The organism is Candidatus Omnitrophota bacterium (assembly GCA_025453395.1).
GTDB lineage: Bacteria > Omnitrophota > Gorgyraeia > Gygaellales > Profunditerraquicolaceae > JAlOQK01.
Genome location: JALOQK010000008.1, coordinates 36,994 through 53,986, shown reverse-complemented (window position 1 = coordinate 53,986; position 16,993 = coordinate 36,994). Strand labels below are relative to the sequence as shown.

The window sequence follows — 16,993 nt, the reverse complement described above, 5'->3', positions numbered from 1 at the left end:
AAATGCGTAAACGCACATTAGCGCGGGAATGCGCTCTGCAGATTTTATATCAGATTGACATAACAGGCCAGTTTGATGATAAGACTATGCCTGACTTCTGGTCTAGCCGTGAAGATGTAGAGCAGGTTTCGCAGAGTTTTGCTAATCAGTTAGTTCAGGGCGTGCTTGACCATAAGGAAGCTCTTGATAAGATCATTTCGCAATATGCCACTAACTGGAGGCTGGATAGAATGGCGGTGGTGGATAGGAACGTCCTGCGCTTGAGCTGCTATGAATTGATGTTTTGCGATGATATTCCGCCTAAGGTTGCTATCAATGAAGCTGTGGATTTAGCCAAGAAATTCTCCGCGCCTGAATCCGGAAAGTTTGTAAACGGCATTGTTGATAAAATCAAGCAGGAAAAACAAAAACACATCAAGGATTTATGAGTTTTGCCGATCTGCATCTGCATACTACTTTTTCCGATGGCACAGTTGAGCCCGAACAGCTTATTGCTAAAGTAAAAAAGACAAATCTCGCGGCTATTTCGATTACTGACCATGATACTGTTTCGGGATTGCTTGCCGCCAGCTTTTACGCCCAACAGCAGGGCTTGGAAGTTATCCCGGGGATAGAGCTTAGCGTTGATCATGGCGGGATAGAGGTTCATTTGTTGGGTTATTTTATTGATTATTTATCGAAAAGTTTTCAAGATAAACTCGAATCCTTGAAGACTATCCGCCAAGAACGCGTATATAAAATCTGCTCTAAGCTAAAGAATATAGGAGTGGATTTAGATCCTAAAGATGTCTTTGATATTGGCGGTGAGGGCACAGTAGGCAGATTGCATGTCGCGCGGGCGATGTTTGCAAAGGGCTTGATCAAGACAACCCAAGAGGCGTTTCAGAAATATATCGGAGATAATGGCCCGGCCTATGTCTGTGGTTTTCGTTTTACTATTATTGAGGCGATAAAATTTATCAAGGATTTTGGAGGCATCGCGGTATTGGCGCACCCTTATCTATTAAGAAACGACAAGCTTATTGAAGAGTTTGTCGGTTACGGTTTGCAGGGTTTAGAAGTTTATTATCCGGAGCACAATTTTGTTCTTACGCAATATTATCTTGAGATGGCGGATAAGTATAAGCTTTTAGTTACCGGTGGTTCTGATTATCATGGTAAAGCCAAGCCGGATGTGAAAATCGGGCAGGCAAAGATCCCCTATGAGTTAGTAGAGAAATTAAAACAAGCCAGGAAAATAAATGAATAAGAATAATCAGTATTATATGCGTCAAGCGATGAAGCTTGCTTTAAAAGGCAAGGGTAAGACTAGCCCTAATCCTATGGTGGGGGCTGTTTTGGTAAAGCACGGAAAAATAGTCGCAACCGGTTATCATAAGAAAGCTGGTAGTGTCCATGCTGAAGTTATGGCTTTAGAGCAGGCGGGCAGCAAGGCAGAAGGTGCTTGTTTGTATGTTACTTTAGAGCCTTGCGCGCATTACGGCAGGACTCCTCCTTGTATTGAGGCGATCATAAGAAGCAAGATAAAGAAAGTTGTTGTGGGGATGATCGATCCAAACCCATTGAATAATACAAGGGGAGTGGAAATCTTAAAGCAGAATGGGATAAAAGTAGAAGTTGGAGTAATGGAAGACGAATTGAGAAAATTGAATGAAGTTTTCATTAAATATATTACCAGGAATGTGCCTTTTATTACTGTTAAGATCGCCCAGTCTTTAGACGGAAAGATTGCCACGCGTACGGGAGATTCTAAATGGATTACATCTGACCGTTCTCGCGCTTTTGCCCATCAGAAAAGGGCCGGTTTTGACGCGATCATGGTGGGGGTTAATACCGTATTAAGGGATAATCCTTATCTTGACCCCTGGTTTTCCCAGAAAGAACTAAAAAAGATTATTGTGGACAGTCAGTTAAGCACTCCACCCGGTGCCAATATTTTTAAAAAGAAAAGCGAAGTGATTATTGTTACTCTGCCGGTTAAGCCGGCTCAAGAAACTCAGAACAGAGGCGATCTTTCTTCTAAGGCGAGGATTCTTGAGGTTAAAGAATCCCAGAATGGGCAGGTGAATTTAAGGGATGCTTTGAAGAAATTGGCCCGGCTTCAGATAACTAACATTCTTGTAGAGGGCGGAGGCACATTGGTGGGGTCTCTTTTTGACGAGAAGCTGGTGGATAAGATCATGTTTTTTACCAGCCCCAAGATTATCGGGGGGAAAGAGGCAATCTCTTCAGTCATGGGCAAAGGCATAGAAAAAGTGCAGAGCGCTTTTAAATTAAAAGATGTAACGGTGAATAAAATAGGGGAAGATTTTCTCTTTCAGGCCTATGTTTAGCGGAATTGTGGAAGAATTAGGAAGCGTCCATCTTATTTCCCGCCGGGGCAATGTTACGCTTATCCAAATTATCGCTTCTAAGATTACTGAAGGCCTTAATCTCGGGGACAGCATAGCGGTCAATGGAGTATGCCTTACTTTGGTGGGGCAAAAAGATAAAATGCTTTCTTTTGAGGCAATGCCGCAGACATTAAAGGATAGCAATCTTAAGAGTTTAAGGCCTTTGGATAAGGTGAACTTGGAAAAGGCGCTTAAATTTGGCGACAGGGTTTCCGGGCATTTAGTAAATGGCCATGTCCATTGTGAAGGGCTTATCCGCAAGAAAGGCATACGCGAAGGAAATACTTTCTTCCAGATTTTCTTTCCTCAGCAATTCATTAAGTATGTTTCTCCTAAAGGTTCTATTGCCGTGGATGGAATAAGCCTGACTATAATGCAGAAGCTTTCAAATTCCCTTTTTGTTTATATTATCCCGCATACCCTTAAAAATACCACCTTGTCTTTTAAGGGGCCTTCAGATAAAGTTAATTTGGAATTCGACATGCATGGCGTTGTCTAATTTTGCGCTTGTTCGCCCGCCGGAAATCTGCTATACTTGTAAAGTTAAATTTCGGAAAATAACGGGGGGTGGCTCAGCTTGGTAGAGCGCAGCGTTCGGGACGCTGAGGCCGTGGGTTCAAGTCCCACTCCCCCGATTTTAAAATCATCTCACCAGAATAAGCCCATGTCAGGCCAACAGGTGCATATCTATTACAGCGGAAGCGTCCAGGGGGTAGGTTTTCGTTTTACTGCCAGAGATATCGCGTGTAAACTTGGCGTAAAAGGCTGGGTAAAGAATCTCTCCGATGGCAGAGTAGAATTATTTGCTCAAGGTCCGCAGCCTTGCCTAAAACAATATCTTGATCAAATAAGCGATAATTTCTCCGGTTATATCACTGATCAACAGGAGCATTGGAATAATGCAAGCGTTAGTCTTCCTGATTTTAAGATAATGCATTAGAAAATATGAGCCAAAAAGCAAGAAAACAAATAGAAATTTTAAGGCAGGAAATAAGAAAACATGATTATTTGTATTATGCTGTTTCACAGCCGCAGATTGCGGATAAAGAATATGATGATTTGATCTTGAAGCTTAAGCATCTTGAAGAGCAATACCCGCAATATAAGACAGAAGATTCTCCTACGGTGCGTTTGGGCTCTGGGATTATTGATGGGTTTGGCGCTTTGCGCCATAAGGCCAAGATGCTTTCTTTGGATAATACCTATTCGGTGCAAGAATTAAAGGATTGGGATAATCGCGTAAGAAAACTTGTCGCAGGTAATAGTATTGAGTATGTAGTAGAATTGAAAATTGACGGGATAAGTGCAAATCTTACTTATGAAAAATCAAGGCTTACGCAAGCTGCCACAAGAGGCGATGGAGAAACTGGAGAAGATGTAAGCGCAAATATTAAGACTATCCGCGCGATACCGCTTGTTTTTATGTCAGGGGATGCTTTTGAATTAATGGAGATCCGCGGCGAGGTTTATATGGATAAGAAAGATTTCAGGCTTTTGAACAGGGAAAAACAGGAAAACGGCCAAGCCTTATTCGCTAATCCGCGTAATGCCGCAAGCGGTTCATTAAAATTATTGGATACCTCTTTAACCGCCAGCCGCAGGCTTAGTTTTTTCGCGCATTCCTTGGGGTATTGCAGGGGGTTGAATTTTAAAACCCATTGGGAATTTCTAGAAAAGATTAAAAATTTTGGCATGCGCGTTAACCCGCAGAATAAATTATGCAGGAATTTTGATGAAGTGATTGATTATTGTGAATTCTGGCAGAAAAACCGGGACTCTTTGGATTATGAAATAGACGGGATGGTAATTAAACTTAATTCTTTAAGCGATCAGGATAAACTTGGCGCGACCATGAAAAGCCCCCGCTGGGCGATTGCCTATAAATTTCCTGCGCGTCAGGCCACCACGGAAATCTTAGATATTGTTTTGAATGTTGGCAGGACCGGGGTTATCACCCCCAGCGCAAGCTTAAAACCCGTGGAATGTTCTGGGGTGACTATTAGTTCTGCTACTTTGCATAATTTTGATGAGATTAAACGTTTAGGATTGCGTATCGGGGATACGGTATTAATTGAAAGAGCTGGGGATGTGATCCCGAAAATAGTCAAAGTAGTTAAGAGTTCAGGCAAAAAAGCTTTTGTGATACCTAAGGCCTGCCCGGTATGCAAAGAAAAAATCTTCAAAGAAAAAGATGAAGACGTGGCTTACCGCTGTATTAATCCTTCTTGTCCGCAGCAGATAGAGCGCGCGCTTCTTCATTTTGCCAGCCGCACGGCTATGGATATTCAGGGGTTTGGCCAGTCAGTGGTGAAGCAGCTGGTGAGCATGAATTTAGTGCGCAATTTCGCGGATATTTATAAACTTTCTGCCAGGGAATTGGCGAATCTGGAATTATTTAAAGATAAGAAGATCAATAACCTGCTTGCTGCCATAGAGGCAAGCAAAAAACAGCCGCTGTCACGGCTTATTTTTGCTTTAGGCATTCGTCATGTCGGAGAGAAGGCTAGTTTTATCTTGGCGCAAAGATACAAGGATTTAGACAATTTAATGCACGCCAGGCTTGAAGACCTGGATGAAATATATGAAATTGGTTCGGTTATGGCAGGTTCAATAAAAGACTACTTCGCGCAAGAGTCGGTTAAGAAATTAATATCTGAATTAAATAGATCTGGCTTGAATACGCATGAGGATGTGCCGGATTCTGCTAAGCAGATTTTATCCGGGAAGAAGTTTGTTTTTACGGGAGAATTAAAAGAATATAGCCGTTTGCAGGCGGAACAATTAGTGCGCAAACTAGGGGCAGATGCTTCTAGTTCGGTAAGCAAGAACACGGATTTTTTGGTGTCAGGTGAAAACGCGGGCTCAAAATACAACAAGGCGGTTTCTCTGGGGGTTAAGATTATCAACGAAGATAAGTTCAAGGAGATGATAAATGGAAGAGAAAAATAAGGAGTCAACACTTGCCAGAGGCAAGTGTGAATTAGGCATAAGCGCCAGTGGCAGGCCTAATTCAAAAAGTATAAGTTTGATTTTGGTTGTGGCGATGGTCGTTCCCTTGTTGGCAGGCTGTGATGCGTTTGTGCGTAAGTTCACCCGCAAAAAGAAACCCGCAGAGCAGAAGCAGGAGGAAATGGTTATCGCCCCGCAGGAATATGTTAGGCCTGAAATATCTAAAGTAGATCAATACCGGCAATATTATTTGTATTGGCGCAGCTGGCAGGACGAATTAATAGAGTCATTTAATGACAGAAGTAACCGCAAAAAACAGCTTAGTTGCATAGAAGAAGCTTCCAAAAATCTTGCCGGGATTAAAACGCTGGTTGGCCAGAAGAAACAGGCCAAGCTTGATGGATATATAAATGATCTGGCGGCCCTGGGGAAAGATGTGGGAGCGGATTATTACGGAAACAATATTTCTTTTTACCGTCAAACAGCCGAAAAGATCAAAAGAAACGTCATGAAAGATTTTTCCTATTCACAATTGAAGAATGATTTGAAGCAATGATATGGGCATTATACTTGAAACAGTAGTGGTGGGCTCTCTTGAGGTTAATTGTTATGTTGTGGCAAAAGAAAAAAACTCCACAGCGATTGTCATTGATCCCGGAGATGACCTTAGAAAGATCAAGAAATCATTAGATAAATATGGCTTAACTGCGGCGGCGGTTATTAATACCCACGCGCATTATGACCATATCGGCTGCGATGATGAATTCGGCGCGCCGGTCTATGTGCATCAGGATGACCTGGCTTTATTAAGAGACCCTATGCTTAATCTTTCCGGTTTTTTCTCTTGCGGTTACAGTGTTAAAGGGCAAATTCGCACAGTAACAGACGGGCAATTGATCGAAGAATCAGGCATAAGCTTAAGGGTGCTTCATATCCCGGGGCATTCCCCCGGAGGGATGGCTTTATATATGGAAAACCCAAAAGAGGATATTGTTTTTACCGGAGATTGCCTTTTCCGTGAAGGCATTGGAAGAACGGATTTTACAGGCGGCAGTGAAAAGAGTTTAATCAAAGGGATAAAAGAAAAACTTTTTATTCTTCCCGATAAAACGGTTGTTTATCCCGGGCACGGGGCAAGTTCTACTATAGCTTATGAGAAAACACATAACCCCTATCTATAAGATATGAGAGAGTTGATTGATTCATTTTTGGATTATATTTCTGTAGAGCGCGGTCTGGCTGTTAATACCATAAATTCTTACCGCGATGACTTGGAGGCATATTTTGCTTTTTTAGAATCGCAGAAGATTGCGCTTTTGTCCCAGACAAACCGTAATAATATAAGCGGCTTCATGCTTAAACAAAAAGATAGAGGTATTTCGGCGGTTTCGATTTCCCGCCGCCTGGCAGCGATAAAATCTTTTTATCGCTTTTTAGTGCGTGAGAGGGTATTGAAGGAAGATCCTACAAGTTTAGTAGATTCGCCTAAGCTGTGGAAGAAAATCCCGGAGACTCTCTCTTTAAGCGAAGTGGAAGCGTTGTTGAACGCGCCAGATTCCCGGGACACCCAAGGCATCCGGGATAAGGCGATATTAGAAATATTGTACGCTACCGGAATGCGTGTTTCCGAGTCAGCGCATTTAAAACTTAAAGAGGTTAATTTAGATGTTGGCTTCTTGCGTTGCATAGGTAAAGGCAATAAAGAAAGAGTGGTGCCCGTAGGTAAAAAGGCAATTGCTTGTGTGCGTAAATATTTGGAATCATCGCGGCCTAAACTTTTAGGCAAGAAAGAAAGTGAATATCTTTTTATAAGCCGCTTAGGAGGGCGGCTTTCCCGGCAATCTTTATGGAAAATAATCCAGCGTTACAGCCGCCAGGCCGGGATCAAGAAGCATATCAAGCCGCATATCTTGCGTCATTCTTTTGCCACGCATCTTTTAGAACATGGAGCGGACTTGCGTTCTGTGCAGGAGATGTTAGGACATGCGAATATCTCTACCACGCAGATATATACACATATAAATAAAGACCGTTTAAAAAGCATCCACAGGATGTATCATCCGCGCCCTTAAATGATAGGGTCAGTTATGGGTTATGGGTTGTGCCTGCCTGCCGGTAGGCAGGGGTTAAGGGTGGGGTTTAGTTGTGGGGGAAGAAATGATGAAAAATTTAATGAATAAATTACCATCGCAGGTTAAAGCCATAATTGCTTTGCTGCAAGAAGCATCTGAAGCAAGCAGCGCGCGGATTTTCCTTGTCGGAGGTTGCGTGCGGGATTTGCTTTTAAGGAAGAAAAACCTGGATATAGATATCTGTTTAGAGGCAGATGTTGTAAGATTTCTGGAGTTTCTTCGCAAGAAACAGCGCCTTCTTAAGGTAGCTTATTACAAAAAATTTTTTACCGCCACTGTTATTTTTGACGGTGGGTTAAAAATAGATATCGCCCGTTCAAGGGTGGAGAAATACCCTCATCCAGGATCGCTTCCGGTAGTTTCTCCCGGCTCTATCCTCGATGACTTGCGGCGCAGGGATTTTACCATTAATGCTATGGCGATAAGCTTGAATCCTGATGACTACGGTTATTTGATTGATATTTTTGGCGGTTTAAAAGACCTGCGCGATAAAACCATAAGGTTTTTGCATGATTTAAGCTTTATTGATGATCCTACGCGGATATTACGGGCGGCACGTTTACAGCAGCGGCTTGGTTTTAAGATAGACGCGCGCACTCTGCAAGGGATCAATGATGCGCTGAAACTGGAAATGTTTTCCAGGATTTCCGGGTATAGGATTTCCCGTGAGCTGCGCCTTTGTTTGAATGAAAAAGACCCGCTTCGGCAGATAGAAAATCTGCAACGGCTATCTATCCTGAAGACGGCTCTTCCGGTTAGAGAGCAGTTACAACTTTTGGAGGAAAAATGGCCAGGTATGAGAAAGTCGCGGAACAAATTCATAAAGAAATAAGCAATATCCTGCAGCGCGAAATCAATGACCCGCGTTTAGGCTTTGTAACTATTACGCGCGTGGAATTGACCCAGGACTTGCGCTATGCCAAAGTTTTCTTTAGCGTCTTAGGCGGCGAGCAGGAATATAAGAAAAGTAAGCAGGCGCTTGATTCGGCATTAGGGTTTGTGCGCCGTTTAATCGCAGAGCGTGTTCAACTGCGCTTTGTCCCGGAGATAGACTTCAGGGAAGACCGCTCAAGCGAGTATAGCGTCAAGATCCAGCAGGTCATTGATCAGATAAAAGAAATGGATAAGAAAAATAATAAAGAATGATGTTTTTTCTTTGGAGGCAGCATTTATGGATAAAGCGCTCAGGTGTATACGCGGACATAAAAGTTTTTTAGTCACCAGCCATAAGAATCTGGAGGGTGATGCCTTGGGTTCGGAATTAGCTATTGCCCAGCTTTTGAAAGCATTAGGCAAGAAAGTTATAATCGTGAATGATGACCCTGCTCCGGAAGAATATAGTTTTATGCCGGGGATAAATAAAATAAAGCTTTTAAGAAATCTTAAGCGGGAAAATAATTTTGATTGTTTTTGCCTGGTGGATTGTTCCTCGGAAGATAGATGCGGCAAGGTCTGGCAGCTTAATAAAACAAAAAAAGCTTTTGTGCTTAATATCGACCATCATATTTCTAATACTTATTTCGCAGATGTAAATCTGGTGCTTGCTGGCGCTTCTTCATGTTCTGAAATTGTATATCGCCTGTTTAAGAAATCTAAAATAAAGTTTGACCGCGTATCATCAAATGCCCTTTACACCGGGATTATGACTGATACGGGATCATTTAGGTACAATACCACATCTTCTTTTACGCATCAGGCGGTCGCGGATTTAATGCCTTTTATGAAGATCGGCGTTTCTGAGATTTACCGCAAGATATATGAAGATATCCGGATATCTTCGCTTAAAAAAGCGGCAAAGATTATTTCACAGGTAAAAACCGCCTGTAACGGAAAATTGGCATGGGTAGTTATTCCGGAGGCAGCCTTATCAAAGAAAGACGATTTTGATCTGCCAGAGTATATTTTAAGCCATATCCGCGCGCTCAAAGGCGTGCAGGCGGCGGTTTTATTGCGCAAACTGCCAGAAGATAGAAGCAAAGTCAGGGTGAATTTTCGTTCTCAAGGAAAGATTGATGTGAATAAGATCGCTTCTTTATTTGGCGGAGGAGGGCATAAGTGCGCAAGCGGTTGTACTTTAGAAGGCGGTATAGGCAGGATTGAACAAGATATAATAAAAGAAACATCCAGGGTGGTTAATGCGCGTAATCTATAATCTGAAAGATATCCGCGGCACAAAATCTTGTGTTTTATCTCTTGGCGTGTTTGACGGGATGCATCTGGCGCACCAGAAAATCTTAGAAGAAGCCTGTGCCAAGGCGGCGTCAATCGGGTCAAAAAGCGTTGTAGTTACTTTTCATCCTCATCCTAAGGCCAAGCAAAGTTTATATTCTTTAGACCATCGCCTGCATCTATTGGCTTGTCTGGGGGTTGATGTCTGCGTGGTAATTAGATTTACCGCCTCATTTTCTCTTATTTCCGCATACAGCTTTATCAAAAATATTATTTTTAAGCGCATCAAGCCTAGTTTTATATACGTAGGTAATAATTTTCGTTTCGGGCATAATGCCAAAGGAGACGCGCAGTTTCTTAAAAAGTTTTCCGGCGAATACGGATTTAAACTTAGGGTTTTTGATACGATTAAAGTAAATGGAGAGCCGGTCAGCAGTACCTATATCCGCCAGCTTATCAAAACCGGAAAGCTTAACAGGGCCAGGCATTTTTTATTAAGGCCGGTTAGCATTTTAGGCACAGTGATAAAAGGAAATGCTTTAGCTCGTAGATTAGGCGTGCCTACTGCTAATTTAAATCCGCATCATGAAGTATTGCCGGCCTCAGGCATATACGCGGTTAAGGTGTTTTTGGAAGGCAAGATTTACAATGGTATTTCTTATATCGGGACGCGGCCTACTTTGCATAAAAAATTTTGCAAACCAAAAGTGCATATTGAAGTCCATATTTTTGATTTTTCCCGCAGTATCTACGGCAAGAACATGGAAGTATTTTTCCTGAATAAAATCCGCAATGATAAGAAATTCTCCAGCCTGCAATCTTTAAAGCGGCAAATAGAAAAAGATATTTTGGCTTGTCATAAATTCTTCGCTTAATTTCTCTAAAGCCCCCACAAATTCCCTAAAAAACCTCCTATAAATACCACAATATATATGTTTTGTATATCTTTGGGGCACTATCGGTTGTGATAGCCCATTATAGGCTTTTTTTTATCTTGACAAAAAAAGTAAAAATACATATACTTGGGAATACAAAGTGGTTAAAAGTGGAGTAAAGTGGTGAGCAAGGAAGGTCATTTATGTTCTACGGTGAATATTTCCATTCTATAGACCGTAAAGGTCGCTTGATCCTGCCGTCTCGTTTTCGTGAAGCGGCAAAGAATAATTTCATTGAGAGATTTTTCATTACCCGCGGCCTTGACCGCTGCCTTTTTATGTTTGCCGAGGAAGAGTGGCGCACGCAGGAAAATAAATTTAAGGCTTTGTCTTTTACTAAGCAGGAGAGCCGAAATTTTAACCGGCTTTATTTTTCCGGGGCCTCAGAGATCGTGCCGGATAAACAAGGCAGGATTCTTCTTCCGCAGTATTTGAAAGACTACGCTTTGATCAAAAAAGATGTGGTGGTGGTTGGTGTTTCTAACAGGGTTGAGATCTGGTCGCGCGATAAATGGAACGAATTCTATAACAACTCCCAGCAGTCTTTTGAATCCATTGCTGAAAAACTTATAGATAACGCTTAAAGGCTATGGAAATAAAATATCATAATCCGGTGATGCTGGAACAGGTTTTAGAATATCTTGGCCTTTCTGAAGGCAAGGTTATAGTTGATGCTACTGTTGGCACTGCCGGACACAGCAGTGAAATTATTAAACGCATCGGGCCTTCGGGTAAACTTATCTGCATAGATAAAGATAGCAACTCCCTGAAGATAGCCGCTGAAAGATTATCTGATTATCAAAATAATTGTGTTTTTATCCATAGCAATTTTGTAGATTTAGATAAGGTGCTTTTGGGTTTAGCTGTTCAGCAGGTAGACGGCATAATCCTTGATTTAGGCGTTTCTTCTTATCAACTTGACGACCCCGCCAGAGGGTTTAGTTTCAGCAAGGACGGCCCTTTAGACATGCGTCTTGATCAGGATAGCTATATATCCGCCTATGATCTAGTGAATAATTTAAATGAAGAAGAATTATCCGGCATCTTGCGTAATTTTGGCCAAGAGAGATGGCATAATCGCATTGCCCGTTTTTTGGTGCAGGAAAGGCAAAAGCACCCTATTGCTACAACTGCAGAGCTTTCGCGGATTGTGCTTAAGGCCGTTCCTTATAGAGGGCACCAGCGCATACATCCGGCTACCCGGACCTTTCAGGCGGTGCGCATCGCGGTTAACCGCGAGCTTGAAATTCTAGGCCAGGCCATAGTAAAGGCCATTGGGCTATTAAGAAAAAACGGGCGGATTGCTGTTATATCATTCCATTCCCTGGAAGACAGGATTGTGAAATTAGCTTTCCGCGAGAAAGAGAAAAGCGGATTATTAAAGATTATTACCCGTAAACCTCTTGAGCCGTCATGGGAACAAATTAAAGGCAATCGCGCCTGCCGCAGCGCTAAGTTGCGGGTGGCAGAAAGGATATAAAGTGAAATTAGGCAGTTTTATGTTGTCGCTTACAACAATTACTTTTCTCTCGCTTCTTTATGTGCACCAACAGACCGAGATTGTGCGCTTTGCCTATATCACTCAGAAAAAAGCTGTTTTCTTCCAGGAACTTCTTGATAAGAATAACCTGCTGCGTTATAATATTGAAAAGAATACGTCCTTGACCCGGATCGGCGATAAAATTTACGACAACAGCGATTACAGCATGCCAAATTCTTATCAGTTGGTAAGGCTATATAGCCCAAGATCAACGCACGTTTTAGCTTCTCAAGCGGTCGGCAAAGAGAATATATTTGCCCGCTTGTTAGGCACGGTTCGCGAGGCTCAGGCCAAGACCATCAAGCCTTAAAAGAAAATATTTAACCTTGATTTTTCTGTCTTCCGGTAATTACGCCGGGAGAGTGAATTCATATATTTATAAATAGTGTATATTACCAATTACCGCCGCCGCTTTAACGCTGTATTCATACTCTTCTTTATTATTTTTGTTATCTGCATTCTTCGGCTTCTCTATATACAATTCTTCCGTTCGCAATACCTAAACGCCTTAGCCAATAAACAGCATAATCTGTTTGTGGAGATAGAGCCTCGCCGCGGGGCAATATACGATAGCACTATGCATCCCTTGGCAATCAATATAAGCGTGGATTCGGTTTACGCCAGCCCCAAAGACATGCAGGAGGATAAAAAAGACAATGCTGCCCGCAGGTTGTCTTCCATTTTATATTTAGATTATGATTCTGTCAGAGAGAAATTGTCGCGCAAGAAATCTTTTGTTTGGGTAGCCCGCAAGATTACCCCGGAACAAAGTTTAAAGCTTAGAGCAGAAAAAATAAAAGGCATAGGTTTGATTAAGGAAACTAAGCGTTGTTACCCAAATTCTTATCTGGCAGCCCATGTTGTTGGTTTTGCGGGGCTTGATAATTCAGGCCTTGAAGGCATAGAGGCAAAGTGTGATCAATATTTAAAAGGGCAGCCCGGATGGGCGATATTCTTGCGCGATGCCCGCCAGAACAAACTTGATTTTGGGCAAGAAATGATGCTGCCCAAGGATGGCAATGATGTAATCTTAACTATTGATGAGGTTATTCAGTATATCGCTGAGAGGGAATTAGACAAGGTGTTTAAGCATTACCGCGCGAATGGGGCAAGTATTATTGTCATGGATCCGCATACAGGCGCAATATTGGCCTTGGCGAATCGTCCTAGCTATGATTTAAATAACTATTCTAAAAGTTCCAAGGATGATATACGTAACCGTGCGATAGCGGATATGTTTGAGCCGGGTTCAGTATTCAAGATTGTTACTGCTTGCGCTTCTTTAGAGGAAAATAAAGTTAAAGAAACCGATAGGTTCTATTGTGAGAACGGGGCTTATTATATAGCAGGGCATATCTTGCATGACCACACTTCGCATGGGTGGTTGGCCTTCAGCGAAGTTATAGAGCAATCTAGCAATATCGGCACTTGTAAGGCGGCACAAGTTTTAGGGGCGCCGCTTTTATATAGGTATATAAAACTTTTTGGTTTTGGGAATAAGCTTGGCATAGATATCTCTGGGGAAATCTCCGGCATGGTCAGGGATTTGCGCGTATGGTCGAAGACATCAATTACCGCAGTGCCCATGGGGCAAGAGGTCGGGGTTACTGCTTTGCAGCTTGTAAGCGCAATTTCTGTTATTGCTAACGGCGGGCAACTGATGAAACCGTATTTAATAAAAGAAATAAGGGATAAATACGCAGAGACGCTCAAATCATTTTCTCCGGTATTGATTCGCAAGGTTATTTCTATAGATACAGCAGTCAGGGTGCGCAATATACTTACAGGGGTTGTAGAAAAGGGAACAGGGACTTTAGCCAAGATGGATTCAGTTAAAGCCGCCGGTAAGACCGGCACTGCTCAGAAAATAGAGGGCAGGGGCTATTCGCATTCAAAATTTATGGCGTCCTTTGTTGGTTTTGCCCCGGCAGAAGACCCCAAAATTGCCATTGTCGTAGTTGTGGATGAGCCGCACGGCTCTTATTACGGAGGCGTGGTTTCAGCTCCGGTGTTTAAGAAAGTAGCCGAAGATTCATTGAAATATCTTAATACCAAACAGCTTCCTGTAGGATTGGAGGCCAAGTAAGAATGCGCATAAAGAAACTTCTGAAATCTTTAGGGCAAGGCAAGCTTGTTTCTTGCGGAAACGATTTCCTGGTCAAAGGAATTTTTTGTGATTCCAAGCAAGTAACAAAAGATTCTGTTTTTGTGGCGATCAAAGGGGCTTGTTGTGATGCCCATGATTTTATTCCCGAGGCGCTGCGCCTTGGGGCAAAGTGTATTATTCTCCAGGATGAAGATCGCTGTAAAGATAGGAATATCCATGTAGTAAAAGTAAAAGATAGCCGCCAGGCCTTAGCAGTAATATCGAACGCTTTTTATGGCAGGCCATCTGAAGAGATAAAAGTTATCGGCATTACCGGCACCAATGGCAAGACCACAGTTTCTTATATTATTGAAGCTATCCTAAAGAAAGCGCTTAACAACCCCGGTGTTATCGGAACAATCAATTACCGTTTTAATAATAAATATTTCTCCCCTGTTAATACTACCCCCGGCCCGCTCGAGCTTGCCCAGATACTAAGCAGTATGCAAAACGGCAAAGTTGATTATCTTGTTATGGAGGTTTCTTCTCACGCCTTAGATCAAAATAGGGTTGGCGGGATTAAATTTAGCTCTGCGGTATTTACTAATATTACACAGGATCATTTAGATTATCACCATGATATGGACAGTTATTTTCAGGCGAAATTGAAACTTTTTAAGTCTCTGAGGGGAAGAAATTTTGCGGTAGTCAATATTGATGATGCCTATGGCAGGAAAATGATGCCTTTTATAAAAACAGATGTTATAACCTATGGGATAGAGAATAAAGCTGATGTCCGGGCAGAAGATATTAAATGCAGTTATAGCGGGACAAGTTTTTGTATTAAGTTTGGGAAAAGAGAAGTTTCTTTAAAGACTTCTTTAATTGGCAGGCATAATGTCTATAATGTCCTGGCAGCTTTTTCTTGGGGGTTAAAAGAAGCAATTGCCTTAAAGAATATCGTATCTGCCATAGAAAACTTTAAGACTGTCCGAGGCAGATTAGAGCGCGTGGCTAATAGAAAAGGGATTAACGTTTTTGTGGATTATGCCCATACCGATGACGCCTTGAGGAATGTGATCGGCGCGCTTAGAGGCATATCAGGCAATAAAGTTATTGTAGTTTTTGGTTGCGGAGGGGACAGGGATTCTCTGAAGCGCCCTAAAATGGGCAAAGTGGTTACGCAATTAGCCGATCATGCCATTATTACCAACGATAACCCGCGGCAGGAAGATCCGCATAAGATTATCCAAGATATCGTTTCTGGCATTAGTAAGAATAATTATGAAATTATTACGGACAGGGAAAAGGCGGTCAAGAAGGCTATTTCCCTGGCAGATAAAGGCGAGGTTGTTCTTATCGCCGGTAAAGGCCATGAGCATTACCAGATATTAAAAAACAAAAGAATTGATTTTGACGATCGCAAGGTTGCTTTAAAATGTTTAAGATAAAAGAATTAATTATCCATGGCCGCATTTCTTTGGCGCAGGCAGGCAGCAAAAATTCCTTTAGGAAAGTTGTCATTGATTCCCGCCAGGTTGCTGCCGGCGATATTTTTGTGGCCATAAAGGGCAAGCGTCTGGATGGGCATGATTTTATAAAGCAAGCAGTTAAAAATGGCGCCGGGTGTATTATCGCCCAGAAGGATTTATCCGCTCAAGTGCCTAAGAGCGTAACTTTCTTAGTCGGGAAAGACACCCTTAAGGTTTTAGGTTATCTGGCTTCTTATGTAAGGAATAAATTCAATCCTGTTGTGATCGCTGTCACCGGCAGTAATGGAAAGACTACAACCAAGGATATGCTCTCATGGGTTTTATCGGGCGCGTTTAAGGTGCTTAAAACCAAGGGCACGAAAAATAATCATATTGGTCTGCCCATGACGCTTCTTGAGCTTTCAGGAAAACACCAAGTGGTGGTTTTAGAATTAGGCACTAACCATTTTGGCGAGATTGAATATTTAGCCCAGATCGCTTCCCCTGATATCGGAGTGATTACTAATATTGGCTGTTCGCATTTGGAGTATTTAAAGGACCTCCAAGGAGTATTTTCTGAGAAATATAGCCTTATCCGTAACCTAAGGCCCAAGGGTATAGCGGTATTCAACTATGACGATCCTTTTTTATACCGTAAAGCATCAGGCGTTAAAAGCCCCATCTCGATAGGTTTCGGGATAAATAAAAAAAGCGACTTTCAGGCTTCTTCTGTCAGGCTTTTTAAAGAAAAGGCCATGTTTGTGGTGAATAACAGACAAAGAGTTGCTTTATCTACTTGCGGGCAATATAATGTGTATAATGCCTTATCTTCTGTGGCCACAGCTAGGATTTTGGGAGTAAGCTATAAACAGATCGCTTCAAGATTAAGAAATTTCAAATTTCCGCAAGGCAGATTAAGCATAATTAAAAAGGGGAGCCTAAAATTTATTGATGATACTTATAACTGCAATCCGCTTTCTTTAAAGATGGCTTTGCAGGCCCTGAAGGATTATCCGGTAAAGAAAAGAAGGATACTGGTCATGGCAGATATGTTGGAGCTGGGGGAGAACTCCAAGAATTTTCATAAAGAATCCGGAGAATTTGCGGCGGGTGTCTGTGACGTTATTATTTGCGTTGGCAAATTAGCCAAATACGCGGCAAAGCAGGCTGTTAAAAACGGCGCGCAATCTGTTTTTACATGCGAAAGCGCCCAAGAAGCAAAAAACATTCTTTTGGATAAGGTGAATCCGGATAAGCACGATCTGATTTTAGTTAAGGGCTCACGTTCTATGAAAATGGAAGGAGTAATTACGTAAA

General features: G+C 42.2%; 19 protein-coding genes and 1 tRNA gene. All 20 read left to right on the top strand.

What is annotated here, in order from left to right:
- The first annotated feature begins 2 nt into the window (after window positions 1–2).
- The 20 genes from nusB (at window position 3) to MUF05_06885 (ending at window position 16,992) form a co-directional block, all read left to right on the top strand.
- Window positions 3–428 carry a transcription antitermination factor NusB gene (gene nusB / locus MUF05_06980; protein MCU0666817.1) on the top strand — a complete coding sequence of 142 codons (426 nt, stop codon included), beginning with the start codon at window positions 3–5 and terminating at the stop codon, window positions 426–428.
- Window positions 425–1,249 carry a PHP domain-containing protein gene (locus MUF05_06975; protein ID MCU0666816.1) on the top strand — a complete coding sequence of 275 codons (825 nt, stop codon included), beginning with the start codon at window positions 425–427 and terminating at the stop codon, window positions 1,247–1,249. Before nusB ends, MUF05_06975 begins: the two co-directional genes overlap by 4 nt.
- Window positions 1,242–2,333: a bifunctional diaminohydroxyphosphoribosylaminopyrimidine deaminase/5-amino-6-(5-phosphoribosylamino)uracil reductase RibD gene (gene ribD, locus MUF05_06970; protein ID MCU0666815.1), complete on the top strand. Its 1,092-nt coding sequence runs from the start codon at window positions 1,242–1,244 to the stop codon at window positions 2,331–2,333. Before MUF05_06975 ends, ribD begins: the two co-directional genes overlap by 8 nt.
- Window positions 2,326–2,892, top strand: a complete 567-nt coding sequence (locus MUF05_06965) for a riboflavin synthase (GenBank protein ID MCU0666814.1) — start codon at window positions 2,326–2,328, stop codon at window positions 2,890–2,892. Before ribD ends, MUF05_06965 begins: the two co-directional genes overlap by 8 nt.
- 62 nt (window positions 2,893–2,954) lie before the next feature.
- A tRNA-Pro gene (locus tag MUF05_06960) sits at window positions 2,955–3,028 on the top strand.
- 29 nt (window positions 3,029–3,057) lie between these two features.
- The gene (locus MUF05_06955; GenBank protein ID MCU0666813.1) at window positions 3,058–3,333 is read left to right on the top strand and encodes an acylphosphatase; all 276 of its coding nucleotides are present in this window, start codon (window positions 3,058–3,060) and stop codon (window positions 3,331–3,333) included.
- Between the two features lie 5 nt (window positions 3,334–3,338).
- Window positions 3,339–5,342, top strand: a complete 2,004-nt coding sequence (gene ligA / locus MUF05_06950) for an NAD-dependent DNA ligase LigA (protein ID MCU0666812.1) — start codon at window positions 3,339–3,341, stop codon at window positions 5,340–5,342.
- A complete protein-coding gene (locus tag MUF05_06945) occupies window positions 5,326–5,898 on the top strand; it encodes a hypothetical protein (protein MCU0666811.1) in 573 nt (190 codons plus the stop codon). Before ligA ends, MUF05_06945 begins: the two co-directional genes overlap by 17 nt.
- A gap of 1 nt (window position 5,899) precedes the next feature.
- The gene (locus MUF05_06940; GenBank protein ID MCU0666810.1) at window positions 5,900–6,523 is read left to right on the top strand and encodes an MBL fold metallo-hydrolase; all 624 of its coding nucleotides are present in this window, start codon (window positions 5,900–5,902) and stop codon (window positions 6,521–6,523) included.
- A gap of 3 nt (window positions 6,524–6,526) precedes the next feature.
- Window positions 6,527–7,414, top strand: a complete 888-nt coding sequence (xerD, locus tag MUF05_06935) for a site-specific tyrosine recombinase XerD (GenBank protein ID MCU0666809.1) — start codon at window positions 6,527–6,529, stop codon at window positions 7,412–7,414.
- Between the two features lie 85 nt (window positions 7,415–7,499).
- On the top strand, window positions 7,500–8,306 hold the full coding sequence (locus MUF05_06930) for a hypothetical protein (protein ID MCU0666808.1): 807 nt from the start codon (window positions 7,500–7,502) through the stop codon (window positions 8,304–8,306).
- Complete coding sequence (gene rbfA / locus MUF05_06925) at window positions 8,261–8,620, top strand: 30S ribosome-binding factor RbfA (protein MCU0666807.1); 360 nt, start codon at window positions 8,261–8,263, stop codon at window positions 8,618–8,620. Before MUF05_06930 ends, rbfA begins: the two co-directional genes overlap by 46 nt.
- A 25-nt stretch (window positions 8,621–8,645) precedes the next feature.
- A complete protein-coding gene (locus tag MUF05_06920; protein MCU0666806.1) occupies window positions 8,646–9,626 on the top strand; it encodes a bifunctional oligoribonuclease/PAP phosphatase NrnA in 981 nt (326 codons plus the stop codon).
- Window positions 9,610–10,518: a bifunctional riboflavin kinase/FAD synthetase gene (locus MUF05_06915; protein MCU0666805.1), complete on the top strand. Its 909-nt coding sequence runs from the start codon at window positions 9,610–9,612 to the stop codon at window positions 10,516–10,518. The genes MUF05_06920 and MUF05_06915 overlap by 17 nt, the downstream gene beginning before the upstream one ends.
- A 203-nt stretch (window positions 10,519–10,721) precedes the next feature.
- Window positions 10,722–11,162, top strand: coding sequence for a division/cell wall cluster transcriptional repressor MraZ (gene mraZ, locus MUF05_06910; protein MCU0666804.1), 441 nt, complete (start codon window positions 10,722–10,724; stop codon window positions 11,160–11,162).
- A gap of 5 nt (window positions 11,163–11,167) precedes the next feature.
- Window positions 11,168–12,058 (top strand): 16S rRNA (cytosine(1402)-N(4))-methyltransferase RsmH, encoded by an 891-nt coding sequence (rsmH, locus tag MUF05_06905; protein ID MCU0666803.1) that lies wholly within the window; start codon window positions 11,168–11,170, stop codon window positions 12,056–12,058.
- Between the two features lies 1 nt (window position 12,059).
- Window positions 12,060–12,428, top strand: a complete 369-nt coding sequence (locus MUF05_06900; protein ID MCU0666802.1) for a hypothetical protein — start codon at window positions 12,060–12,062, stop codon at window positions 12,426–12,428.
- Between the two features lie 75 nt (window positions 12,429–12,503).
- Window positions 12,504–14,204: a penicillin-binding transpeptidase domain-containing protein gene (locus tag MUF05_06895; GenBank protein ID MCU0666801.1), complete on the top strand. Its 1,701-nt coding sequence runs from the start codon at window positions 12,504–12,506 to the stop codon at window positions 14,202–14,204.
- 2 nt (window positions 14,205–14,206) lie between these two features.
- Entirely contained in the window at window positions 14,207–15,655 is a 1,449-nt protein-coding gene (locus MUF05_06890) for a UDP-N-acetylmuramoyl-L-alanyl-D-glutamate--2,6-diaminopimelate ligase (protein ID MCU0666800.1), read from the top strand.
- Complete coding sequence (locus tag MUF05_06885) at window positions 15,643–16,992, top strand: UDP-N-acetylmuramoyl-tripeptide--D-alanyl-D-alanine ligase (protein MCU0666799.1); 1,350 nt, start codon at window positions 15,643–15,645, stop codon at window positions 16,990–16,992. The genes MUF05_06890 and MUF05_06885 overlap by 13 nt, the downstream gene beginning before the upstream one ends.
- Window position 16,993 lies beyond the last annotated feature (1 nt).